This is a genomic window from Intrasporangium sp. (assembly GCF_040414665.1).
Lineage (GTDB): Bacteria > Actinomycetota > Actinomycetes > Actinomycetales > Dermatophilaceae > Intrasporangium.
In genome coordinates, this window is sequence record NZ_JBEDUL010000151.1 from 1 (window position 1) to 24,133 (window position 24,133).

The window sequence follows — 24,133 nt, forward strand, 5'->3', positions numbered from 1 at the left end:
TTCGGACCACCGGGCCACGTCGCGGTGCCGCTCGTCGACGGCCAAGGGGGCGTCCTCGGCGCCCTCGTCGCCACCGTGTCACCGGGGGCGTCTCCCGAGGAGATCGAGGCAGTGGCGGGCCACCTCATCCGGGCCGGCGCGGCTGCGGTGAGGACCGTGGGTCATGCCTGAGCCCCTGTGGGCGCCCGACGACGATGCGTGGCGGCGGGCAGCCGACCTCGTTGAGTGGTCGGCGCCGTTCGACGCCGTCTGGGAGCCCCGGGACGGCAGGGCCCACTGGTTCCCGGGCGGCCGGCTCAACGCCTCCGTCACCTGTGTGGACCGGCACGCCGCGGCGCAACCGGACCGGGTCGCCATCAGCTGGGAGGGCGAGCCGGGCGACCGGCGCTCCATCACCTATGGAGACCTCCTCGCCGAGGTCTCGACGTTGGCGCGCGGCCTCCGGTCGATCGGCGTCCGGCCCGGCGACGTCGTCGCCCTGCACCTCGGGCTCGTCCCCGAGGCCGCGGTGGCCATGCTCGCCTGTGCCCGCGTCGGCGCGGTCCACGCCGTGCTCCCGACGCCGCTCCCGGCCGAGGCACTCGCGGACCGGCTCGAGAGCCTCGGCGCGAAGGTGCTCTTCACCCAGGACGGCGCCTGGCGCCACGGGACGATCCTGCCCCTCAAGGTCCGCGCCGACGAGGCGCTCACGGCCGTCGCGGGGATCGAGCACACCATCGTCGTGCGGCGTACCGGCATGGACGTCGCGTGGTACGAGGGCGACCGGTGGTACCACGACCTGGTCGCGGCGGACCGCGGAGGCAACCGGCGCCGCGCGTCCGGAGCGGCACGCGCGGGCGAGCCGGTCGACCTGCCGAGCGACCATCCGTTCTTCCTCGTGAGCCAGGCCCATCACCGCGGACGCCCCGTCGTCGTCACGCACGGCCTCGCCAACATCCTCGTCACCGCCGCGGCGCTGCACGAGTGGGGCGTCGGAGAGGGCGAGCGGCTCTGGAGCGCGGGCGACGCCTCCTGGCTCGCCGTCCAGGTCCACGGCATCTACGGCCCACTCGCGCGCGGGATCACCACCGTGCTCTACGAGGGCACCCTTGACGTGCCCACCCATGCCCGCGCGTGGGAGATCATGCGCCGCCATGAGGTGACGACGATGATGACCACCCCGTCCGTGCTGCGGACGATGCGCGGCTGGGCGCCGGCGCTCGCCGACACGAGCCCGGTCGAGTCGCTGCGCCGCGTCGTCGTCTACGCCGAGCCGTCGGAGCCGGCGCTGCGGGAGTGGGCTGCCTCCGGGCTCAGCCACCGGCCCGTCGTCGTCGCCGACGGGTGGGGCCAGGTCGAGCTCGGCGGGATCGTCCACCTGAGCGAGGCGCTCGATCCTGACCTCGTGCCGTCGGTCGAGCCGGCGATCGTCGATGCCACCGGTGCAGGCGTGCGAGATGGGCAGGCCGGGGAGCTCGTCCTCACCCAGGGCTGGGCCGGCGCGATGCTGCCCGGCACCGGCGACGTGGCGGCCGCGACCGACCATCACTGGACGAACCGCCCGGGGCTCTACACGACCGGTGACCGAGTGCGTCGCACACCCGAGGGTGGGCTCGAGTTCCTCGGCCGCACGGACGAGGTCATCTCGCTCTCCGGTCAGCTCGTCTCGATCAGCGAGGTCCGGGAGACGCTCCTCGGCCACCCCTTCGTCGAGCGCGCCGACGTCATCGAGCGCCGGGACGAGCAGGGCGGGCGCTACCTTGCGGCGGCGATCGTGCTCGACGGCGCGACGCCCGAGCACGCCCTCGGCGCGCTCGCCGGCGACCTCAACGAGACGGTCCGCGACAACCTCGGCGGGGTCGCCCGTCCGCGGATGCTCATCTTCGTCGACCGCTTCGGCGACGAGCTGCGCGGCGACGAACGCCGCCGTGCCCTGGCCCGGCTGCCGCTCGGCGACACCCCGGAACCCAAGTCGATCACGTGGCACCAGGTCCTCGCCGCCGCCGAGCACCTCACCTGACCCGACCTCGCCCTGACCTGACCTCGCCCTGATGCGCCGCGCCAATCCCGCCACGGCTGGGATAGTGCGGCGCCTGACCGCGAGACACCGCACTTTCCCAGCCCGGGCGCGATTGGTGCGCAGCGAGGCCGGGAGGGCTGGGAGGCCACGGCCGGCTGGGAGCGAGCTCAGCGGCATACGGGATGGGCCTGAAACGGCGACGCGGGCACCCACGCCCCGCTCCTAGACTGGCCCGCATGGTCTCCCCGCTCGTCGCGCTCACCCCCAAGGTCCAGGCCGCGATCGCCGCCGCTCTCGGCGACGACTACCGCGAGGCGGACCCGGTGCTGCGACCGTCGCAGTTCGCCGACGTGCAGGTCAACGCAGCGCTCGCCCTCGCCAAGAAGGTCGGCGCGCCGCCACGCGACGTCGCGACGAAGATCGTCGACGCGCTCGACCTGGACGACATCGCCGACCGGGTCGAGGTCAGCGGGCCGGGCTTCGTCAACATCACCTTCAGCGACCGCTGGCTCGCCTCCCTCCTCGCCGAGATCGACGCTGACGAGCGGCTCGGCGTGCCGGTCGAGGAGCGGCAGAACATCCCGATCGACTACTCCGCGCCCAACGTCGCCAAGGAGATGCACGTCGGTCATCTGCGGACGACCATCGTCGGCGACTCCCTGGCCCGGACTCTCGAGCACCTGGGCCACAACGTCATCCGGCAGAACCACATCGGTGACTGGGGCACGCCGTTCGGCATGCTCATCGAGCACCTCCTCGAGGTGGGGGAGGACTCGCCCGAGGCGGAGCTGTTGGTCACCGACCCCAACGCGTTCTACCAGGCGGCGCGGGTCAAGTTCGACACCGCCGAGCAAGCCGAACCTGACGGCAGCGCAGGCGATTTCGACATGAGGTCCCGGTCCCGGGTCGTCAAGCTCCAGTCGGGCGACCCGGAGACGCTGGAGCACTGGCACCGGCTCGTCGGCATGTCGAAGGTCTACTTCAACAAGGTCTACACAGCCCTCGGGGTGACGCTCGGCGACGAGAACCTGGCCGGTGAGTCGACCTACAACCACCTGCTCGCCGAGGTCTGCGACGAGCTCGAGGCCAAGGGGATCGCGACGATCTCGGACGGGGCGCTCTGCGTCTTCCTCGACGGCTACAACGGCCGGGAGGGCAAGCCGGTGCCCCTCATCATCCGCAAGCGGGATGGCGGATACGGTTATCCCACAACGGATCTGGCGACCATCAAGTATCGCGTGTCCGAGCTCGAGGCGCACCGGGTGCTCTATGTCATCGGCGCCCCGCAGGCGCTGCACCTCAACATGGTCTGGGACACCGCGCGCCTTGCGGGCTGGCTGCCCGAGGACGTCACGCCGGTCCACATCCAGATCGGCAACGTCCTCGGCGAGGACCGGAAGATCCTCAAGACGCGGTCCGGGTCCTCCCTGCGGCTCATGGCACTGCTCGACGAGGCGGTCGTCAAGGCACGCGGCCTCATCGACGAGACGCGTCCGGACCTGTCGGAGCGGGAGCGGGCCACGATTGCGAGGCAGGTCGGGATCGGCGCGGTGAAGTACGCGGACCTCTCCGTCGCGCACAACAGCGAGTACGTCTTCGATCTCGACCGGATGGTGTCGCTGACGGGCAACACTGGGCCGTACCTCCAGTACGTCGTCGCCCGGGTGCGCTCGATCTTCCGCCAGGCCGGCCTCGACCCGCTGACGCAGCACGCACCGATCACCCTCGGCACGCCGCACGAGCGCGCCCTGGGCCAGCAGCTGCTCGGATTCGCCGACGTCGTCCGGGAGGTCGGCTCGCTCTACGAGCCGCACCGGCTCAGCGGCTACCTGTTCGAGCTGGCGCAGGCCTTTTCGGCGTTCTACGAGAACTGCCCCGTGCTCAAGGCCGAGACCCACGAGCTGCGGGAGTCGCGCCTCACGCTCAGCGCGCTCGTGCTGCGCACCATGACGACGGGCCTGGACCTGCTCGGCCTGGAGTCCCCCGAGCAGATGTGAGCGTGGCAGGCTTCCACACTCATGCCGTATGCCGCTGAGCCAGCCTCCAGCCAAATGACCCGACGCGTGCGGGGCTGGGTGGGATGATCGGTTCGTGCGGTTCTCGTTCGGGGACGTCCTGCTCGACACCGACCGGTTCCTCCTCGAGCGGGGCGGCGAGCCGGTTCATGTCCAGCCGCAGGTCTTCGACGTCCTGTCGCATCTCCTGCTCCACCGTGAGCGGGTCGTGCCGAAGACCGAGCTGCTGGACGCGGTCTGGGGTGATCGGTTCGTCAGCGAGTCGACGCTGACGAGCCGGATCAAGGCGGCCCGCCGGGCGGTCGGCGACGACGGCGAGCTGCAGCGAGTCATCCAGACGGTCCACGGCCGGGGCTACCGGTGGGTCGCCGAGGTCACGATCGACGGGGCCCCTGCCCCGGCGGCCCTGCTGGCGTCCATCAGCCCTCCGGTCCGGCGCCTCGAGCAGCGCATCGGCTTCTGCCAGGCCACCGACGGCGTCCGGATCGCCTACGCAACGGTCGGCCAGGGCCCGCCGCTGGTGCGCGCGGCTCACTGGATGACGCACCTCGACTACGAGTGGGACAGTCCGGTGTGGCGCCACTGGATGGAAGGACTCTCCCGGGGGCGCACCTTCGTCCGCTACGACGAGCGCGGCTGTGGGCTCTCGGACCAGGACCCCGAGGACATCTCCTTCGAGGCGTTCGTGCGCGACCTCGAGACGGTGGTCGACGAGCTGGGGCTCGAGCGCTTCCCGCTCCTGGGACTGTCCCAGGGTGGTCCGGTGGCGGTCGAGTACGCCGTCCGGCATCCCGAGCGGGTCAGCCGCCTCATCCTCGTCGGGGCCTTCGTGACGGGGCGGGTGGCGCGGGCGAGCACGCCCGAGGAGCGCCATGAGGCGGAGATGCAGGCCGAGCTCATCCGGATCGGCTGGGGCCGGGACGACCCCTCCTTCCGTCTCTACTTCTCGTCGACCTTCATGCCGGATGCCGACCCGCAGCTGTGGAGCGACTTCGCGGCGCTGATGCGGCGCACGACGTCGGCCTCGAATGCGCTACGCCTCAACAACGTCTCGGTCACCATGGACGTGCGCGAGGCCGCCACGAAGGTGACGGTGCCCACCTTGATCCTGCACGGCCGGAACGAGGTCCGGATCCCGTTCAGCCAAGGGCGCGAGTACGCCGCGCGGATCAGGGGCAGCCGTCTCGTCCCGCTCGACACACGTAACCACCTGATGCAGCCCGACGAGCCGGCCTGGGCGCACTTCCTCCGCGAGCTCGATGCCTTCCTCGCCGAGGACGAGTCCACGACCGATCCACCGCACGTGCACAGCCAGGCCATGACCTGACGCGGCGCGCGGTTGTCTCCTCCCAGCTCACAAGAATGACGGGCCGAGTGCGTCGGGGGAAACGCACCCGGCCCGTCGGTCTCCGGCAGCGCCGAGCGTGCGGGGCGACACGCTCGACGGGCGGCTGTCAGCCGCGGCCGAAGAGCCTTCCCAGGAAGCCGCCGGCCGGTGCCGCAGTCTCCTTCGGGTGGCCCTGGCAGCGCTGCGCCTGGGGGACGTTGCGCATCACCTGGTCAACGTGCTGGCCGCAGCCGGCCCATGTCGTCTTGCCGCAGGTCCTGCAGTTGGCGGGACGGCACATGTGGTTTCTCCTGAGGGTCTCGGCGTCTCTGGGACAACTGGTGGAATATATACCCCTGGGGGTATGTTGCTCACACTGTAGACCACGCAAACCGGCAGGCGCCAGTCCGGCCCGCCCGCACCTGAAGGAACCCCATGAGCACGCGCAACCTCACCTATGCCGACTTCGAGGCCACCATCTCCCGCGGGGGCATCGTCCTCGTCGACTTCTGGGCCTCGTGGTGCGGCCCGTGTCGCATGTTCGCGCCCGTCTACGAGACGGCCTCGGAGCAGCACCCGGACATCGTCTTCGGCAAGGTCGACACCGAGGCCGAGCAGCAGCTCGCCGCCGCGGCCCGCATCACCTCGATCCCGACCCTGATGGCCTTCCGCGATGGGATCCTCGTCTTCAGCCAGCCGGGGGCACTGCCCGCGCCGGCCCTCGACCAGGTCATCCAGGCGGTGCGCGACCTCGACATGGAGGACGTGCGGCGCCAGGTCGAGGAGCAGCGTGCCAAGGCCGACGCCTGAGCCACGCGACACGGACTCACGAGGAGAACAGCGATGGACCACGCGATCACCGTCACAACCGGCCTCTCCTTCGAGGACGCCCTTCAGGCAACGCGCGAGCGGCTCTCCGACGAGGGCTTCGGCATCCTCACCGAGATCGACCTCGCCGCCACGCTCAAGGCCAAGATCGGCGCCGACGTGCCTCCCCAGGTGATCCTCGGCGCCTGCCGTCCACCACTGGCCCACGCAGCAATCCAGGCAGAGCCGTCGATCGGGGTGTTCCTGCCCTGCAACGTCGTCGTGCGCGTCGATGACCGCGGTCGCACGCTCGTCGAGGCGATGAACCCGGAGTTCATGACCCAGATCGGCGCCGGTGCGGCGCTGGTCGAGGTGGCGGCCGACGCCAAGGCGCGCATCACTCGAGCCCTCGACGCGGTCGCCGCCGCGACCGTGTGAGCCAAGGCCCGGACCCCACGCCACTGACCCACTGATTCGCCCGGCGAATCAGTGGGTCAGGCGTCAGACGGCGTCAGTCCCGACTGCTCCGGCATGACTCTTGCCTGTCAGGCAGCACCGGGCCCTTCGGCCCTGTTGCCGGATCGTCAGCAGGGCTGTGCTTGCAGTCAGGCGATTGCCCGGGAGGACGCCATGCTGGAGACCCCATCGACAACCCGCACTGACGACGGCCATTCGGCCCCGAGGGCGGGCCGTGGACCGCGCGGCGGTGTGCTGGCATTCGTGCTGGGGCTGGTCCTCATGTCCGTGGGCATCGGCCTGGGCCTGCCGCACCTCGCCAAGACGGGCCTGCAGCCTCTGGCGGTGGCGGGCCTGCTCGCCCTTGCCGGCGGCCTCGTCCTGCTCGTCATGGGGGGAGTGTCGCTGGTCCGGGCTCGCCGGGGCTGGCGCAGGTACGCCGTCACCATTCCCGCACTCATCATCGCCGTGGTGCTCGCGACCGCCGGGCTGGGGCAAGCGGTTGCGCTGACGAAGGTGCCCCCGACAGCGGTCGGGACCACGACGCCGGCCGACCGCGGACTGACCTACCGGGAGGTCGAGTTCACCGCGCGGGACGGGGTGAGCCTGTCCGGGTGGTACGTGCCTTCGCGCACCGGTGCCGCCGTCGCCCTGCTCCACGGAGCCGGCTCGACCCGGAGCGCCGTGCTCGAGCACGCCGTGGTGCTGGCCGAGGGCGGGCTGGGCGTCCTGCTCTTCGACGCGCGTGGGCACGGTCGCAGCGGCGGGACGGCCATGGACGCCGGGTGGTACGGAGACGCGGACCTCGGCGGTGCGATCTCGTTCCTGGAGGCTCAGCCCGACGTCGAACCCCAGCGGATCGGCGCGGTCGGCATGTCGATGGGCGGTGAGGAGGCCATCGGCGCGCTCGCGGCCGACCCGCGGCTCCGAGCTGTCGTGGCCGAGGGCGCGACCAACCGGGTGCCCGGTGACAAGGGCTGGCTCTCCGACGTCTACGGCTGGCGCGGCGCGATCACGGAGCCCGTGGACTGGCTCACCTACAACGTCGCCGACCTGCTGACCGCCGCGAGCCAGCCGAGCACGCTGCGATCGGCGGTGGCCGCGGCCCCCGAAACACCGGTACTCCTGATCGCCGCCGGTAGCGTGCCAGATGAGCTCAATGCCGCACGCCACATCCAGGCCGGATCGCCGGGCTCGGTCCAGATCTGGGTTGCTCCGAACGCGGGGCACGTCGGGGCACTGGGCGCTCACCCCGCCGAGTGGGAGCAGCGAGTGAGCAGCTTCCTCGACGCCGCCCTCGGTCGTGTCGTCGACGGTCAGGTCAGGTGAAGGCGCTGATCCCCGTCTCGGCTCGCCCGATGAGCAGCTTCTGGATCTGGCTGGTGCCCTCGTAGAGCGTCATGACGCGGGCGTCCCGGAGGTACTTCTGCACGGGATACTCGTCGATGTAGCCGTAGCCGCCGTAGGCCTGCAGGGCGCCGTTGGCTGCACGGACGGCCGCTTCGGAGGCGAAGTACTTCGCCTTGGAGGCCTCGATGCCGAAGGGCTCGCCCCGCTCGATGAGGTCGGCCGCGCGCCAGGTGAGCAGCCGGGCGGCGTCCACGTCGACCGAGATCTGGGCAATGATGTCCTGCACGAGCTGGAAGGACGCGATGGGGCGGCCGAACTGCTTGCGCTCGGTGGTGTACGTGACGACCTCCTCGAGGCAGCCCTGGATGATGCCGGTGCACCCGGCTCCGACCGAGACCCGGCCCTTGTCGAGCGAGTGCATCGCGATCGTGAAGCCCTGACCCTCGTCGCCGAGCCGGGCCGACTCGGGCACGCGGACATCGGTGAGGAAGATCTCCGCCGTCGCCTGGCCGCGCAGGCCGAGCTTGCCGTGGATCTCGCGCGCCTCGAAGCCCGGCGCGTCGGTCGGCACGAGGAACGCCGAAACTCCCTTCGGCCCGTCGCCGCCGGTCCGGGCGAAGACGAGGCACACGTCGGCCCAGGTCCCGTTGGTGATGAAGATCTTCTGGCCGTTGATGACGTAGTCGGAGCCGTCGCGGCGAGCCCGGGTCTTGAGGGTCGCAGGGTCGGAGCCGTTGTCCGGCTCGGTGAGCCCGAAGCAGCCGAGCAGGGTGCCATTGGCGATGCCGGGCAGGTACTGGTGCTTCTGCTCCTCGGTGCCGTGGGAGAGGATGACCTTCCCGACGAGGCCCATCGACACCGAGACGATGCCGCGGACGGACGAGTCGGCGCGACCGAGCTCCTCCATGCCGATGCAGTACGTGATGTAGTCGCCGCCGAGGCCGCCGTACTCCTCGGGGATCGTCAGGCCGAAGAAGCCGATCTCGCCGAGCCTGGGGATGATCGCGGTGTCGACAGACTCGCGGCGGTCCCACTCGGCGCGGTGGGGCAGGACCTCCTTGTCGAGGAAGTCGCGCGCGAGGGCCTTGAAGCCGAGCTGGTCCTCGTTCAGGGACAGGTCCATGGTGGTCTCCTGGGATGGGGTTGGCGACGGTCGGCGACGGTCGGCGACGGTCACTGACCGGTGAACTGGGGTGGGCGCTTGCCGAGGAACGCGGCCGTGCCCTCGAGCTTGTCCTCGCTCTCGTAGAGCACCGCCTGGGCGAGGCGCTCGACAACCTGGCCGGTGCGCTGGTCCGCGTCCATGCCGGCGCGGATGACGAGCTTGGCGAGCCGGGTGGCGAGCGGGCCGCGGGCGAGGATCGTCGCGGCGATCTCGCGGGCCTTGGCGATGAGCTCGTCCGGCTGCGTCACAGCGGTGACGAGTCCGATCCGCTCGGCCTCGTCCGCGTCGACCATGCGCCCCGTGAGGACCAGCTCGATGGCCCGCCCGGTGCCGATGAGACGCGCGAGCCGTTGGGTTCCACCGGCCCCCGGCAGCACCGAGAGCGCCGTCTCCGGCAGGCCGAATCGCGCTGTCCGGGAGGCGATCCGGATGTCGCAGGCCATCGCGATCTCGCAGCCGCCGCCGAGCGCGAAGCCGTTGACCGCCGCGATGGTGGGCTTGGGGAACTCCTCGACGAGATCGAACAGCCGTTGGAGGTCGGAGTCGAGCGCAGTGAGCTTCGTGTAGCCGGCGACCTGCGAGATGTCCGCGCCGGCGATGAACGCCTTCTCGCCGGCGCCGGTCAGGACGACTGCACCCACGGTGTCGTCCGCGCGAGCGGTCTCGAGGACGGCCCGCAGGTCGAGCTGGACCTGCCGGTTGATCGCGTTGCGCACCTCGGGCCGGTTGAACGTCACGAGCAGCACGCCGTCCGTGACCTCCGCGAGGAGGGTTTCACAGGGGCCGTATGCCGCTGAGCCGGCTTCCATGGGCGAGGTTCCTTGCGACGTCGTCGAGTCCGCCATCACGCCGCCTCCAGCAGGAGGGCGCCGCCCTGGCCGACGCCGACGCACATGGTGGCGATCGCCCGCCTCGCCCCGCGGTCGGCGAGCTCGAGAGCTGCCGTCAAGGCCAGCCTGGCCCCGCTCATGCCGAGCGGGTGGCCGAGGGCGATGGCACCCCCGTTGGGATTGACGTGCTCGGCATCGTCCGGCAGCCCGAGGGCACGGAGCACCGCCAGCGACTGGGACGCGAACGCCTCGTTGAGCTCGAGAAGGTCGATGTCGCCGACCTCGAGGCCGGTCCGGGCAAGCAGCGCCCTGACCGCAGGGTCGGGGCCGATGCCCATGACACGCGGCTCGACCCCGACCGAGAGCGAGGTCGTGATCCGGGCGAGCGGCGACAGGTTGAACCGCGACACCGCCTCCTCGGACGCGATGAGCAGGGCTGCGGCTCCGTCGTTGACACCCGAGGCATTCCCCGCAGTGACGCTGCCACCGGGGAAGATCGGCCGCAGTGCCCCTAGCGCCTCCAGGGAGGTCTCCCGAGGGTGCTCGTCGGTGTCGACCACGGTGACGGCGCCCTTGCGTCCCGGGACCTCGACGGCCACGATCTCTCGCGCCAGCCGCCCTGACGAGATGGCCTTGGCGGCGCGCTCCTGCGACCGGAGCGCGAAGGCGTCCTGGTCCTCGCGCGAGACCCCGTACTCGTCGGCGACGATCTGTGCCGTACCCGGCATCGAGTCGATGCCGTAGCGCTCCTCCATCCGGGGGTTGACGAAGCGCCAGCCGATCGTCGTGTCGTGGATCTCGGCCCGGCGCGACCAGGCGGCATCGGCCTTGGGCATGACGAGCGGGGCACGCGACATGCTCTCGACTCCGCCGGCGATGACGAGGTCGGCGTCGCCGGCCCGGATCGCCCGTGCGGCCGCTCCGACCGCGTCGAGGCCCGAGGCGCAGAGCCGGTTCACGGTCATGCCGGGCACCTGGACCGGCAGGCCCGCGAGCAGCCCGGCCATCCGGGCGACGTTCCGGTTGTCCTCGCCCGCCTGGTTGGCGCAGCCGAGGATCACGTCGTCCACCTGCCCCCAGTCCACGGCTGGGAGGCGGTCGACGAGGCTGGAGACGACGTGGGCAGCGAGGTCATCGGTCCGCACCGGAGCAAGCCCACCGGCATACCGGCCAATGGGCGTGCGCACTCCCGCGACCAGATAGGCGGTGCTCACTCGGCCACCCCTGCGTAGCGGTCGCGCAGCTGGTACTTGAGGATCTTCCCGCTCGGGGTCCGCGGCAGCTCATCGAGGATGTCGAGCCGCTCCGGCCAGTACTGCCGAGCGACCCCACGCTCGCGGAGGAAGTCCTGCATCTCCTGGAAGGCGAGGGTGGCCCCCGGCTTGAGGGTCACGCAGGCGACGGCACGCTCTTGCAGCCGCTCGTCAGGCATGCCGACGACGGCGACGCTCTCGATCCGGGGGTCCTCGTAGAGCGCGTTCTCGACATAGACGACCGGGATGTTCTCGCCGCCGCGGATGATGACGTCCTTGGTCCGGCCGGACAGCTTGACGTAGCCGTCCTCGTCGATGATGGCGAGGTCGCCGGTGTCGAACCAGCCGCCTTCCTCGAAGCTGCCCCGCGTCATCTCGAGCCGCTTGGCGTAGCCGACGAAGAGGAACGGGCCGCGCACCTGGAGGCGCCCCTCCGTGCCGGCCGGCACCGCCTCGCTGTCTCCGAGCCCGACCGTGCGGATCTCCATCCCGGGCCACGGGTAGCCGTCGGTCTCGACGATCTTGTCCTCGGGGTCGCCCGGCCTGCCGAGCGTGACGAGGGCGTTCTCCGTCTGTCCCCAGCCGCCGAGCACGAGCAGCTGCGGCAGGATCTCCTTGGCGAGGCGCACCATGGCGCGCGGGATCGGCGCTCCCATGCAGCAGAAGCGGACGAGGCTGCCGACCTTGCGCTCGCCGATGCCCTCGACGGAGAGCGTGTCGTGGAGGAAGGGCGTCGCAGCAGAGGTGTAGGTGATCCCGTGCCGCTCGATGAGGTCGACGAAGACCTTCGGGTCCCAGATGTCCTGGAGCACACCGGTCGCGCCGTTCTGCACCGGCAGCCTTGCGCCGTAGAGGAACCCGGTGAGGTGGGCGAGCGTCGAGGCCATGTGGATGACGCTCTCGGACGTGATGCCGAGCCGCTCGGGGAGCGGGTTGTTGGCCGCCACCGCAGTGTTGTGCGTGTGCATGACGCCCTTGGGCTCGCCCGTTGTGCCGGAGGTGAAGATGAGCAGCGTGACGTCGTTGGGGTCCGGCCGCAGGGCGGAGAGCGACGCGGGATCGCGCCGCTGCTCCCACGGCGTGGCCATGAACTCCTCCCACGAGTCCGGCGCGTCAGGGCCGCCGACGACCAGGAGGTGCTCCAGGGCCGGCCAGTCGGGGCGCAGCTGCTCGATCATGGCGACGTGGTCGAAGCCCCGGAACTCGCGCGGCACGACGATGAGCCTCGACTCCGCCAGTCCCACCATGAAGCCGACCTCGCGGGCCCGGTAGATCGGGATGAGCGGGTTGCTGACCACGCCGATCCGCGTGCACGCGTAGTGCAGGACGACCCAGTCGATCCAGTTGGGCAGCTGGAACGAGACGACGTCGCCGGGCTGGATGCCGAGCTCGAGCAGCCCCAGGGCGCAGCGGTCCACCTCGGCACGGAGCTGTCGGTAGGTGACCTCGCGGCGGGAGTCGATGAAGGCCACCTTGTCCGGCGTGCGCTCTGCCCACTCGTCGAGGTAGTCGGTGATGGTGCGGTCGACCCAGTGGCCGGCGCTCGTGTACTTCTCGATGAGCTCGTCGTCGAGGATCGTCTCGAAGGCCATGGTGCAGTCCGTTCAGCTCATGGTCAGGCCGCCGCTGACGCTGACGGTCTGTCCGGTGACGTAGGTGGAGTCGTCCGAGGCGAAGTAGGCGACGGCGCCTGCGACGTCCTCGGGCTGGCCGAGGCGGCGCAGCGGGATGGCCTTGGTGAGGGCCTCTCGCAGCTTGTCGTTGTCGCCGGCGAACTCGGCGAACAGCTGTGTGTCGGACGGGCCGGGGCAGACCACGTTGACCCGCACCTGCTTGCGGGCCATCTCCCGGGCCATCGACTTGGTGAACGCGATGACGCCGCCCTTGGCCGCCGAGTACACGGCCTCGCCCGACGAGCCGACGCGCCCCGCGTCCGAGCTGATGTTGACAACGGAGCCAGAGCCCTGCTCCGCCATGATCGGCAGGACCACCTTGCTCGTGTTGAGCACCCCGACGAGGTTGATCCCGATGATCCTGGGCCACAGGTCGCGGTCGAGCTCGAGGAAGGGAGCGGCCCGGTCCCACCCGGCGTTGTTGACGAGGACGTCGATCCGGCCGTAGCGGTCCCTGACATCGGCCACCGTCGCCTCCACGGAGTCGTAGTCGGACACGTCGCAGCCGAGGCCGACAGCCGACCCGCCCAGCTCGGTGGCGGCCTGCTGGGCGCCCTCGGCGTTGACGTCGGTGACGACGACGACTGCGCCCTCGGCCGCGAGCCGCTCGGCGATGCCGCGGCCCAGGCCCCGGGCTGCCCCCGTGACGATGGCGATCTTGCCTTCAAGCCGGTTCATGGTGTGTTCCCTCTCAAGAAAGACGATGTCGTATGCCGCTGGGCTGGCTGTGCGTCAGGGCGCGTACTTCCGGCCCAGCAGGTGACGGGAGATGACGAGCTTGGAGACCTGGGCCGTCCCGTCCCCGATCTCGAGGCCGATGACGTCGCGGAGGCGCTGACCGACCTTGTGCTCGGACGAGTAGCCGATGTGGCCGATGGTGAGCAGGCACTGGTGGATGACGTCGGCGGCGAGCTTCGGTGCCCAGAACTTGGCCATGGCGGCCTCGGAGCTGTGCTCGAGGTCGTTGTCCTTGCGCCAGAGCGCCTCGAGGCACACGTGCCGGGCGCCCTTGAGGTACGTCGCCGCCTCGGCAAGGGGGAAGGACACGCCCTGGAAAGTGCCGATCGGGGACCCGAAGGCCTCCCGGTCCCGGGACCACTGGATCGCCTCGTCGAGGCTTGCCTGGGCGGCGCCGATGCAGAGCAGGCCGATGATGGCCCGCGAGTAGTCGAAGCCCTGCATGACCGAGACGAAGCCGTCGCCCTCGCTGCCGATGAGCTCGCCCTGGCTGACCGGCGTGCCGTCGAAGTGGAGGCTCGCCCGTCCGATGGCCCGGCTGCCGAGGTCGTCGAAGGCGCTCCGGCTCACCGATGGGTGGTGCAAGTCGACCCAGAAGGCGCTGACGCCGCGGGCGCCCGGACCGCCGGTGCGGGCGAGGACGACGGCCCGGTCCGCGGCCATGCCGAGGGTGATCGAGGTCTTCTCGCCGTGGAGTGTCCAGCCCTCGCCGTCGTCGGTCGGAGTGGCCTTGAGCTCGAGGCTGGCCGCGTCGGTGCCATGCCCGGGCTCGGTGATGCAGATGCACGGCACGGTCTGTCCGGATGCGATGCCCGGCAGCCATGCCGCCTTCTGCTCGTCGGTCGCGTTGCGGACGATGATGTCGCTGATGAGCGCGGTGTTGATGATGAGGTAGCCCGCGTTGAAGTCCTCGCGGCCGACCTCCTCGGCCGCGATGCCGGCGATGACTGCCGTGGCGTCCTGGCCGCCGTACTCCTCCGGGATGCGCAGGCCGGTCAGGCCCATGCCCGCCATGTCGAGCGCCAGCTGGCGCCGGAACTCGGCCGCCTTGTCATCCGATTGGTAGTGCGGCGCGAGTGTCTTGACCGCGAACTTGCGCACCTCGTGGGCGTAGGTCTGCTGGTCCTCGTCGAACGCGTAGTGCATCGTCGTTCCTTCGCTTCGGGTCGCTCGCGACTCAGTGCCAGGTGACCTTGCTGTTGAAGTCGGGCTTGCGCTTCTCGGCGAAGGCGTGCGCGCCCTCCATTCCCTCCTCCGAGACGGCGAAGAGGTCGAGCGCGGTCATGGCCATGTTGGAGAAGCCGGCCTGGTGGTCGGTGTCCGCGTTGAACGACTGCTTGAGGAACTTGATCGCGGTCGGGCTCTTCTCGTTGATCTCGGCGGCCCAAGCCTTGGCCTCGGTGAGCAGCTCGGCGCCCGGGACGACCTTGTTGACCAGGCCCATCGCGAGGGCCTCGGCGGCGGAGTACTGCCGGCACCAGAACCAGATCTCGCGCGCCTTCTTCTCGCCGACGACGCGGGCCAGGTAGGCAGAGCCGAACCCGGCGTCGAAGGAGCCGACCCGGGGACCGGCCTGTCCGAAGCGGGCCGTGTCCGCGGCGATGGAGACGTCGCAGAGGACGTGCAGCACGTGGCCGCCTCCGACCGCGACGCCGTTGACCGCCGCGATGACGGGCTTGGGGACGTCGCGAATGAGCTTGTGCAGGTAGCCGATCTCGAACATGCCGGACTCGCTCGGGCCGTAGTCGCCCGTCTCGGCGCGCTGCTTGACGTCCCCGCCCGTGCAGAAGGCCTTCTCGCCAGCGCCGGTGAGGATGATCGAGCGAATCCCACGGTCGGCCCACGCCGAGCGGAAGGCCTTGATCAGCTCGTCGACGGTCTTCGCGCGGAAGGCGTTGTACCGCTCCGGGCGGTTGATCGTGATGATCGCGGCGCTGTCCTCGACGACGTAGGTGATGTCCTCGTAGTTGCTCATTCGCCTGCTCCGTTGCTTGTTGAATGTACGTTCATTCAATAGAGTAGGGACGGTTCAGTCGTCCGTCAACGGGTGGCTCGAGAGTGAGGAAGCAGTGTCGACACAGACCCAGAGCACGAAGGACCAGCGGATCCAACGCCGACGGTCCGAGATCCTGACGGCGGCCGTGCAGCTCTTCCAGGAGGACGGTTACCACTCGACGACGACCCATGCGGTGGCCGAGCGGGCCGGGATCAGCGTGGGCCTGATCTACCAGTACTTCGGCAACAAGGAGGATCTCCTTCGTGCCGCCATCGTCGACATCCTCGCCGACTTCCGGGACCGGGTTCCTGCGGCCATGGCGCAGGCGGGTAGCGACCCCGAGGCGCGGATCCGCATGGGGTTCCGCACCCTGGTCGAGGTGATCGACGAGAAGCCGGAGGCGACGGTCCTGTCGTACCGCGAGAGCATGACGCTGTCGAAGGAGGGGCGCGACGAGATCAAGGCCCTCGAGGTCGAGACGGCTGAGCCGTTCCGCCGCGCACTCCTCGACGGCATGGCGTCAGGCGACTTCCGCGACATCGATGCGGATCTGGTGGTGCACAACCTGCTGCTCACCGCCCACGGCTGGGCCCTGAAGCAGTGGCGCCTGTCGCGCTGGCTCGACCTGGACGCCTACGTCGAGCGTGAGCTGGACCTGCTCCTCCGCGCCATCCGCCCCTGAACAGTCGAGTGTGCACTCCACGCCCCTCCGAACAGTCGAGTGTGCACTCCGCGCCGCCCGGTTCGGCGCGAAGTGCACACTCGACCAGAAGGGGGGCGGCGCGAAGTGCACACTCGACCAAAAGGGGGCGGCGTTCGGTCACTGCACGCGCTCCCAACCGCGGCTCGGCGCGCGGCTCCCGACCGCCGTGCCCTCACGCTCGTCCTTGCTGCGGTAGACGATGTAGGGCCGCGTGATGTAGCCGATCGGGGCCGAGAAGACGTGCACGAGCCGGGTGAACGGCCAGAGGGCGAACAGGATGCAGGCCGTCAGCGCGTGGAGCTGGAAGCCGAGCGGGATGCCGACCATGTGCTCTGGGTCGGGGTTCCCGGAGAAGATGCCCCGGAACCAGAGCGAGACGCTCTCGCGGTAGTTGAAGGCGTGGCCACCCTCGGCGCCCAGCCCGAAGATGCTCGACGCGATGGTGTTCCACATGCCGAGGGCGATGACGAGGCCGAGGAAGAAGTACATCGTCTTGTCCATCGGTGTGGTCGCTGAGAAGACCGGTCCGACGGTGCGCCGGCGGTAGATGAGGATGACCATGCCGACGAACGCCGCGATGCCGGCAGCCATGCCGCCGATGACCGCCGCCCAGTGGTACATCGTCTCGCTGATCCCGATCGCGTCGGTCCACGCCTTCGGGATGAGCAGGCCGCCGATGTGCCCGATGACGACGCCGAGCATCCCGAAGTGGAACAGGGGGCTGCCCCACCGGAGCAGCCGGGTCTCGTAGAGCTGGGAGCTGCGCGTCGTCCAGCCGAACTTGTCGTAGCGGTAGCGCCACCAGTGCCCGACGACGAAGGTCGCGAGGCAGAGGTAGGGGAAGATCACCCAGAGGAACGTGCTCACGAGTCTGCTCCTACGCGAATCGTTGGGAAGGTGGCCGAGGCGGTGTTCAGGCGAGGGTCCAGGGCGTAGCCCTCCAGGCCGACCTCCTCCTGGGGTGGCCCAGCCTCGATGAGCCGGCGGACGGCGTCGACCCCATCGCCATCGAGCTGCGGCAGGGTCTCCGTCAGGGCGAGGAGCACCTGCTCCCACGGCGACTGGCGGTCGGCCAGCGCCAGGCGGAGCATCTCGATGCCGGCCCGGTGGTCGTTGAGCAGCTTCCACGCCGCCTCGACGTCGGCCGTGGCGCCGAACTCGAGCACGACGCCGAGGTGGTCGGGCAGCTCCTCGGCCGTCAGGTCCACGCCTGCCTTCCGAAAGGCCTGCTTGAACTGGACGAGCGCGACGCCCCGGCGGCGGGTGTCGCCGAAGGTGAAGTAGGTCAGGTAGAGACAGCACTTGCGGGTGTGGTCGAAGGTCTCGACGTAGTCCCGCTGGACCTCCTCGAGGGGCCGGGACGCCACGTGGTCGAGGAACGAGCCCAGCGGCATACGGACTGGTTCTGGCAACCCGGCCACGGCGCGACGGATCGCGGCATGGGAGCTGGCCCACTCGGCGGTCGGGTAGTCCAGCAGGAGCGAAACCGCCTGCCACGCGACGGCCAGCTGCTCGTCCGGAAGCCGCCGCGACGCCTGCGCCCGGGCCACGCGGCGGAAGGGGTTCACGAGTCGTCCTTCCGCTTCGGGAACAGGCCGCCCGGCTTGCCCTTGCCGTCCCAGTTGAGCAGGTTGACCCGGCCGCGCTTGGTCCCGCCGCTGACGAGCTGGTCCGAGGTCTGGCGCTCCTCGAGCATCCGGAAGTTCTCGACGGCGACCGGGGTGAGGTCACCCGAGCCCTCGCCGAACACGCCCGTCTGTGCCTCGTAGTCGAAGTCGACCGGGCACTCGGTGGCCAGCTCCTCGAGCCCGTGCGCCTGCTCGACGTGAGCGGTCGGGATGACGTAGCGGTCGTCGTACTTGGCGATGGCCAGCAGCCGGAACATCTCGTACATCGACTCGGCATCCATGCCGACCGACTCGGCGATCGCACCGTCGGGGTCGCCGCCGAGGTTGATGTCGCGCATGAAGGACCGCATCGCGGCGAGCTTCCGCAGGACCTCGGTGACCGGTGCGGGGTCCCCGGCGGTGAAGAGGTTGGCGAGGTACTCGACGGGGATGCGCAGCGTGTCGATCGCCGCGAACAGGTTGCCCTGGTCCTCGGCGTCGTGCCCGGTCTCCTTGATGACGTCGACGACGGGCGACAGCGGCGGGATGTACCAGACCATCGGCATCGTCCGGTACTCCGGGTGGAGCGGGAGGGCGACCTGGTAGTCCTGGATGAGCCGGCGGACCGGCGACTTCTTGGCCGCCTCGATCCAGTCGAGCGGGATGCCGGCCCGCTCGGCCGCACGGGCGACCTCCGGGTCGTTGGGGTCGACGAAGACGTTGCGCTGCGCCTCGTAGAGGTCGTGCTCGTTGGCCACCGACGCTGCCTCGAGCACCTTGTCGGCGTCGTAGATCATCAGGCCGATGTAGCGCAGCCGGCCGACGCACGTCTCCGCACAGACGGTCGGGATGCCCACCTCGACGCGGGGGTAGCAGAAGGTGCACTTCTCGGCCTTGCCGGTCTTGTGGTTGAAGTAGACCTTCTTGTACGGGCAGCCCGACACACACATGCGCCACCCGCGGCACTTGTCCTGGTCGACGAGGACGATGCCGTCCTCGCTGCGCTTGTAGATCGCACCGCTCGGGCAGCTCGCGGCACAGCTCGGGTTGAGGCAGTGCTCGCAGATGCGCGGCAGGTAGAACATGAAGGTCTGCTCGAACTCGAGCTTCACCTTGTCCTCGATGCCCTTGAGCATCGGGTCCTTGGCGGCGTGCTCCCTGCTGCCGCCGAGGTCGTCATCCCAGTTGGCCGACCACTCGACGTTCATCTGCTTGCCGCTGATGAGCGACGTGGGCCGGGCGACGGGGAAGGTGCTCGTCGCCGGTGAGTTGAGCAGCGTCTCGTAGTCGTACGTCCACGGCTCGTAGTAGTCCTGGATCGAGGGCAGCTTGGGGTTGCTGAAGATCGTCGCGAGCTTCTTCCACCGGCCGCCGGCCCTGAGGGTCAGCCGCCCGTTCGACTTGCGGACCCAGCCGCCCTCCCACGTCTCCTGGTCCTCGTACGTGCGCGGGTAGCCGAGTCCCGGTCGGGTCTCGACGTTGTTGAACCAGACGTACTCCGTGCCCGCGCGGTTGGTCCACGCCTGCTTGCACGTGACGGAGCACGTGTGGCAGCCGATGCACTTGTCGAGGTTCATGACCATCGCCATCTGGGCCATCAGGCGCATCGCTGCGCTCCCTTCGTTCGCCGCACGGGCATGTCAGTACTCCACCTTCGCGGTTCGCTTGCGGATCATCGTGACCTCGTCGCGGTTGTTGCCGATGGGTCCGATGTAGTTGAAGAAGTAGGCCAGCTGGGCGTACCCGCCGACAATATGGTTGGGCTTCAACAGGATTCGGGTCAGGCTGTTGTGGATGCCGCCGCGCTTGCGGTCGCGCTCGGTGAGCGGCACGTCGATGAGCCGGTCCTGGGCGTGGTGCATGTAGACCGTGCCCTCGGGCATCCGGTGGCTGACGATGGCGCGCGCGGCGACGACGCCGTTGCGGTTGACCATCTCGATCCAGTCGTTGTCCCTGACCCCGATCTTCGCGGCGTCCCGGTCGCTCATCCACACCGACTGGCCACCTCGGGAGAGGCTCAGCATGAACAGGTTGTCCTGGTACTCGGAGTGGATCGACCACTTGTTGTGCGGCGTGAGGTAGCGCACCGAGACGCCGAGCTCGGTCTGCTCGCCGATCGGCGTCTCGCCGAAGAGGGTGGTCATGTTGAGCGGCGGCCGGTAGCCGGGGAGCGCCTCGCCCATCCCCAGGAACCAGTCGTGGTCGACGTAGAACTGTTGCCGGCCGGTCAGCGTGTGGAACGGCTTGCTCCGCTCGATGTTGATCGTGAACGGGCTGTAGCGCCGCCCGCCCGACTCGGAGCCGGACCACTCCGGGGAGGTGATGACCGGGACCGGGGCGACCTGCGTGTCGGCGAAGGTGATCTGCTTGCCCTCGTGCTCACCGGCCAGGTCGGCGAGCTTGGTGCCGGTGCGCTTCTCGAGGAACCGGAAGCCTTGCGTTGCGAGGTGGCCGTTGGACACCCCGGCCAGGTGGAGCATCGCGTCGGCCATCTGGACGTCGGTGTCGACCTTGGGCTGGCCGTCGCCCACGCCTCCGTGCTGCACGCCGTTGCGGTTTCGCAGGATGTCGACCTCGCGCTTGACGTCGTAGGCCACGCCCTTGGTCAGCATGCCGACCTTCTCCAGGAGCGGGCCGATCGAGGTCATCTTGTCGTAGACCGCCGTGTAGTCGCGCTCGGCGACGGCGATGACCGGGAGGGTCTTGCCCGGGACCGGCTCGCACTCGCCGGCCTTCCAGTCCTTCACGACGCCGTGGACGGTGGCCATGGCCTCCGGCGTGTCGTGCCACAGGGGTTTGGCCACGACGTCCCTGCGGGTGCCGAGGTGGTCGGCGGCGAGCTCGCTGAACTTCTTGGCGATGACCTTCCACGTGTCCCAGTCCGACTTCGTCTGCCAGGGCGGGTTGATCGCCGGGTTGAAGGAGTGGACGAACGGGTGCATGTCGGTGGTGCTGAGGTCGTGCTTCTCGTACCACGTCGCCGCGGGGAACACGACGTCGCTGAAGATCGTCGAGCTCGTCATGCGGAAGTCGAGGGTCATGAGCAGGTCGAGCTTGCCCTCGACGGCCTCGTCCGCCCAGCGGATCGAGGACGGCCGCTGCTCCGGCCGCGCCTCGTCGGCCGTGGCCGCGCTGTCGGTGCCGAGCAGGTGACGCAGGAAGTACTCGTTGCCCTTCGCCGAGCTGCCGAGCAGGTTGGACCGCCACAGGGAGAGCACGCGGGGGTAGTTGTTCTCCGCTTCGGGATCCTCGACGGCGAAACGCAGGTTGCCCTCCTTGAGCTGCTGCGCCACGTAGGCCGGCGGCTCCATGCCCGCGGCGGCCGCGTCGTCGGCGAGGTCGAGCGAGCTGCGGTCGAAGGTGGGGTAGCTCGGGGTCCAGCCGAGTCGCACCGACTGGGCGAGCAGGTCCATGACCCCCTTGCCGGCGAAGATGCCCGTGCCTGCGTCGAGGTCGTCGGCGGTGAACGTGTCGTAGCGGTACTGCGAGGTGTGTACGTACCAGTACGCCGTCTGGTTCATGTGCCGCGGCGGGCGGTGCCAGTCGAGCGCGAAGGCCATGTGCTGGAAGCCCATGATGGGGCGGATCTTCTCCTGGCCCACGTAGTGTGCCCAGCCGCCGCCGTTGCGCCCCTGCGTGCCCGTGATCGTCGTCAGCACGAGGATCGCCCGGTAGATCTGGTCGCTGTGGAACCAGTGGTTGGTCCCGGCGCCGAGCAGGATCATGCCGCGGCCGTTCGTGTCGATCGCGTTCCGGGCCCACTCCCGTGCGAGGCGCGTCACCTGCTCCGCGGGGACCGAGGTGTGCACCTCCTGCCAGGCAGGTGTCGCCGGGACCGAGGCGTCGTCGTAGCCCGTCGGCCAGTGGCCGGGCAGGCCCTCGCGTGCCACTCCGTACTGGGCGAGCATGAGGTCGAGCACCGTCGTGACGAGACGGTCACCGACGCGACGGACGGGGACCCCGCGCCGCTCGAACACGGCCTTGCCATCGGCCGCGTCGAAGCGTGGCAGCTCCACCTCGACTGCGTCGTCGTGCGACCCGTAGACGGTCAATGCAGGGTCCAGGTCGCCGAGCTCGAGGTTCCACTTGCCCAGGCCCTCCTCGCCGAAGCGGTCACCGATGGAGCCGTTGGGGATGGCGACCTGCCCGGTGCGCGAGTCGAAGATGGCCGGCTTCCACATGGCGTTCTCGGAGTCGGCCTGCGGTCCGCCGTCCATGTCGCCGGCCACGAGGTACTTGCCGGGGCGGTAGGCGCCGCCGTCCGTCGGGACGAGGCTGATGAGGAAGGGCAGGTCCGTGAACCGCTGGTTGTAGTCGACGAAGAAGGGCACCTGCTGGTCGACGAAGAACTCCTTGAGGATGACGTGGCCCATGCCCATCGCCAGCGCGCCATCGGTGCCCGGTGCCGCCGTCACCCACTCGTCGGCGAACTTGACGTTCTCGGCGTAGTCGGGGGCCACGGCGAGCACCTTCTGCCCGCGGTAGCGCGCCTCGGTCATCCAGTGGGCATCGGGGGTCCGGGTCAGCGGGACGTTCGACCCCCACATGATGAGATAGCCGGCGTCCCACCAGTCACCGGACTCCGGCACGTCGGTCTGGTCGCCGAACATCTGCGGAGACGCGTTGGGCAGGTCGGCGTACCAGTCGTAGAACGACAGCATCGGGGCGCCGATGAGCTCGAGGAAGCGGGCGCCGGACGTGTAGGAGACCGGCGACATGGCCGGGATGGGCGAGAAGCCCGCGATGCGGTCGGGACCGAAGCGCTTGACGGTGTAGACGTGCGCGGCGGCGACGAGCTCGGTGACCTCCTCCCACGTGGCTCTGACGAGGCCGCCCTTGCCGCGCGCCTTCTTGTACCGCATGGCCTTCTCGGGGTCCTCGACGATGGAGCCCCAGGCGAGGACGGGGTCGCCGCCGTGCTGGCTCTTGGCCCGACGGAACATCTCGAGCAGGACGCCCCGCACGTAGGGATAGCGCACCCGGGTGGGCGAGTAGGTGTACCAGGAGAAGGCGGCGCCACGCGGGCAGCCCCGAGGCTCATAGTCGGGACGGTCGGCACCGGGGCTGGGGTAGTCCGTCTGCTGCGCCTCCCAGGTGATGATCCCGTCCTTGACGTAGACCTTCCACGAGCAGGAGCCCGTGCAGTTGACGCCGTGCGTGGAGCGAACCACCTTGTCGTGGCTCCAGCGATCCCGGTAGAAGGAGTCGCCGGCGCGCCCGCCCTTGGCCTCCATACTGCGTTTGTCCTCGGAAACCGTCGCCTTGGTGAAGAACCGGCGCGTGCCGACGAGGGCCTCGCTCAAGGGACCGTCGAGGCCCGTCTCGGTGAGGCCGGTCGGGGAGGCGTTCATGAGTGATCTCCTTGTCGGGGCGGGTGGTTGAGCGACGCGGGTTGCTCAAAGCTCGTGGTCGTGGTCAGGGCGGCGATGCACAGGCTGGGGGCGACGAACGGCGTCAGCCCGACCTCGGTCGACTCCTCGCCGAGAGCCTCCATCACACCGCGCATCAGCCCGCGGTGGATGCCGCAGACGACCGCGGTGTTGTCCTTGGCCAGCGGCAGGAACGGGCAGTCGTGCAGGGCCACGCGAGCCGTGCGGCCGTCGTTCGTCGTCGACACCTCGGGGCTGTATCCCCACTCCCGCAGCAGGTCGACCATCTGTCCGATCTTGCCGAGCCACTGGCCGGGGGAGCGGGCGGCGCGTTGGCCGACGAGGCCGGTGTGGCCGTCGAGGACGTGCCGGCGCCCCCAGCGCAGCCCTGCCTCCTCAGGCGTCGTCGGCGCCTCCCCGTCCCGGAAGCCCAGCGTCTGGACGAGCAGCTCGGAGAGCATCCGGTAGGACTGGTCGGACGTGACCGTCCCGAGCGAGCCCTGCTCGATGGCGTAGAGCTTGCGGGGGCGGCCGGCTTCCTTGCGCCGCTGGAAGTGCGCCCGGAGCAGCCCGGCCGCGACGAGCTGGTCGAGGTGGAACCGCACCGTCGTCACGTGCAGGCCGAGTCGGTGGGCCAGGTCCTGGGCGCGCAGGCCCGGGTGCGGGACGACGGCACCGGTGGCCGGGTCGACGCTCGTCGGGAGGTTGGCGAGGGTGTCGACGATGGTCCTCCGAACGGGTGAGCCCAGCAGGTCCGTACCGGCACCTGAGCTCGTAATCGCAGTCAATGCCACGGCGATACCCTTCAATTAGCGAACATCTCTCTGACGTTATTTAGAGGAACG

20 protein-coding genes are annotated in these 24,133 nt (G+C 69.8%); 7 read left to right on the forward strand and 13 right to left on the reverse strand.

The annotated features are described in order from the left end of the window. The first annotated feature begins 163 nt into the window (after positions 1-163). The 3 genes from ABF401_RS15880 to ABF401_RS15890 all read left to right on the forward strand — a co-directional run bounded on the left by ABF401_RS15880 (position 164) and on the right by ABF401_RS15890 (position 5,341). Positions 164-1,999, forward strand: coding sequence for an AMP-binding protein (locus ABF401_RS15880; RefSeq protein WP_353510546.1), 1,836 nt, complete (start codon positions 164-166; stop codon positions 1,997-1,999). A 236-nt stretch (positions 2,000-2,235) separates the two neighbouring features. Beyond that, positions 2,236-3,996 carry an arginine--tRNA ligase gene (gene argS, locus ABF401_RS15885; RefSeq protein ID WP_353510547.1) on the forward strand — a complete coding sequence of 587 codons (1,761 nt, stop codon included), beginning with the start codon at positions 2,236-2,238 and terminating at the stop codon, positions 3,994-3,996. 94 nt (positions 3,997-4,090) lie between these two features. After that, positions 4,091-5,341 (forward strand): alpha/beta hydrolase, encoded by a 1,251-nt coding sequence (locus ABF401_RS15890; RefSeq protein ID WP_353510548.1) that lies wholly within the window; start codon positions 4,091-4,093, stop codon positions 5,339-5,341. A 127-nt stretch (positions 5,342-5,468) separates the two neighbouring features. Here the strand turns inward: ABF401_RS15890 and ABF401_RS15895 are convergent, their stop codons facing one another. Further along, positions 5,469-5,642: a DUF8730 family Cys-rich protein gene (locus ABF401_RS15895; protein ID WP_353510549.1), complete on the reverse strand. Its 174-nt coding sequence runs from the start codon at positions 5,640-5,642 to the stop codon at positions 5,469-5,471. A gap of 134 nt (positions 5,643-5,776) precedes the next feature. On the opposite strand from ABF401_RS15895, the gene trxA reads away from it, so the two are divergent. The 3 genes from trxA to ABF401_RS15910 all read left to right on the forward strand — a co-directional run bounded on the left by trxA (position 5,777) and on the right by ABF401_RS15910 (position 7,933). Further along, positions 5,777-6,151 carry a thioredoxin gene (gene trxA / locus ABF401_RS15900; RefSeq protein ID WP_353510550.1) on the forward strand — a complete coding sequence of 125 codons (375 nt, stop codon included), beginning with the start codon at positions 5,777-5,779 and terminating at the stop codon, positions 6,149-6,151. A gap of 33 nt (positions 6,152-6,184) precedes the next feature. After that, a complete protein-coding gene (locus ABF401_RS15905; protein ID WP_353510551.1) occupies positions 6,185-6,586 on the forward strand; it encodes a DUF302 domain-containing protein in 402 nt (133 codons plus the stop codon). Between the two features lie 300 nt (positions 6,587-6,886). Further along, positions 6,887-7,933, forward strand: coding sequence for an alpha/beta hydrolase (locus ABF401_RS15910; RefSeq protein ID WP_353510552.1), 1,047 nt, complete (start codon positions 6,887-6,889; stop codon positions 7,931-7,933). Here ABF401_RS15910 and ABF401_RS15915 read toward each other — a convergent pair. Genes ABF401_RS15915 through ABF401_RS15945 form a run of 7 tightly spaced genes read right to left on the reverse strand, consistent with a single transcriptional unit; the run spans position 7,926 to position 15,588 of the window. After that, positions 7,926-9,077 carry an acyl-CoA dehydrogenase family protein gene (locus tag ABF401_RS15915; protein ID WP_353510553.1) on the reverse strand — a complete coding sequence of 384 codons (1,152 nt, stop codon included), beginning with the start codon at positions 9,075-9,077 and terminating at the stop codon, positions 7,926-7,928. The genes ABF401_RS15910 and ABF401_RS15915 overlap by 8 nt on opposite strands. Before the next feature lie 50 nt (positions 9,078-9,127). Then, entirely contained in the window at positions 9,128-9,928 is an 801-nt protein-coding gene (locus ABF401_RS15920; protein ID WP_353510554.1) for an enoyl-CoA hydratase/isomerase family protein, read from the reverse strand. 35 nt (positions 9,929-9,963) lie between these two features. Beyond that, the gene (pcaF, locus tag ABF401_RS15925; protein ID WP_353510555.1) at positions 9,964-11,163 is read right to left on the reverse strand and encodes a 3-oxoadipyl-CoA thiolase; all 1,200 of its coding nucleotides are present in this window, start codon (positions 11,161-11,163) and stop codon (positions 9,964-9,966) included. Beyond that, the gene (locus ABF401_RS15930) at positions 11,160-12,794 is read right to left on the reverse strand and encodes an AMP-binding protein (RefSeq protein WP_353510556.1); all 1,635 of its coding nucleotides are present in this window, start codon (positions 12,792-12,794) and stop codon (positions 11,160-11,162) included. The genes pcaF and ABF401_RS15930 overlap by 4 nt, the downstream gene beginning before the upstream one ends. 12 nt (positions 12,795-12,806) lie before the next feature. After that, a complete protein-coding gene (locus ABF401_RS15935) occupies positions 12,807-13,553 on the reverse strand; it encodes an SDR family NAD(P)-dependent oxidoreductase (RefSeq protein WP_353510557.1) in 747 nt (248 codons plus the stop codon). Positions 13,554-13,607: 54 nt separating this feature from the next. Next, positions 13,608-14,759, reverse strand: coding sequence for an acyl-CoA dehydrogenase family protein (locus ABF401_RS15940; RefSeq protein ID WP_353510558.1), 1,152 nt, complete (start codon positions 14,757-14,759; stop codon positions 13,608-13,610). A gap of 31 nt (positions 14,760-14,790) precedes the next feature. Beyond that, the gene (locus ABF401_RS15945; RefSeq protein ID WP_353510559.1) at positions 14,791-15,588 is read right to left on the reverse strand and encodes an enoyl-CoA hydratase-related protein; all 798 of its coding nucleotides are present in this window, start codon (positions 15,586-15,588) and stop codon (positions 14,791-14,793) included. Between the two features lie 94 nt (positions 15,589-15,682). Here ABF401_RS15945 and ABF401_RS15950 point away from each other — a divergent pair, with 94 nt between their 5' ends. Then, the gene (locus tag ABF401_RS15950) at positions 15,683-16,291 is read left to right on the forward strand and encodes a TetR/AcrR family transcriptional regulator (RefSeq protein ID WP_353510560.1); all 609 of its coding nucleotides are present in this window, start codon (positions 15,683-15,685) and stop codon (positions 16,289-16,291) included. A 138-nt stretch (positions 16,292-16,429) separates the two neighbouring features. On the opposite strand, the gene narI is transcribed toward ABF401_RS15950, so the two are convergent. The 5 genes from narI to ABF401_RS15975 are packed head-to-tail and all read right to left on the reverse strand — an operon-like array spanning position 16,430 to position 24,082. Beyond that, positions 16,430-17,179 (reverse strand): respiratory nitrate reductase subunit gamma, encoded by a 750-nt coding sequence (narI, locus tag ABF401_RS15955; RefSeq protein WP_353510561.1) that lies wholly within the window; start codon positions 17,177-17,179, stop codon positions 16,430-16,432. Next, positions 17,176-17,880, reverse strand: a complete 705-nt coding sequence (narJ, locus tag ABF401_RS15960) for a nitrate reductase molybdenum cofactor assembly chaperone (protein WP_353510562.1) — start codon at positions 17,878-17,880, stop codon at positions 17,176-17,178. The genes narI and narJ overlap by 4 nt, the downstream gene beginning before the upstream one ends. After that, positions 17,877-19,526 (reverse strand): nitrate reductase subunit beta, encoded by a 1,650-nt coding sequence (gene narH, locus ABF401_RS15965; protein WP_353510563.1) that lies wholly within the window; start codon positions 19,524-19,526, stop codon positions 17,877-17,879. The genes narJ and narH overlap by 4 nt, the downstream gene beginning before the upstream one ends. Positions 19,527-19,559: 33 nt before the next feature. Further along, a complete protein-coding gene (locus ABF401_RS15970) occupies positions 19,560-23,270 on the reverse strand; it encodes a nitrate reductase subunit alpha (RefSeq protein ID WP_353510564.1) in 3,711 nt (1,236 codons plus the stop codon). After that, entirely contained in the window at positions 23,267-24,082 is an 816-nt protein-coding gene (locus tag ABF401_RS15975; RefSeq protein WP_353510565.1) for a helix-turn-helix transcriptional regulator, read from the reverse strand. The genes ABF401_RS15970 and ABF401_RS15975 overlap by 4 nt, the downstream gene beginning before the upstream one ends. Positions 24,083-24,133: the final 51 nt, after the last annotated feature.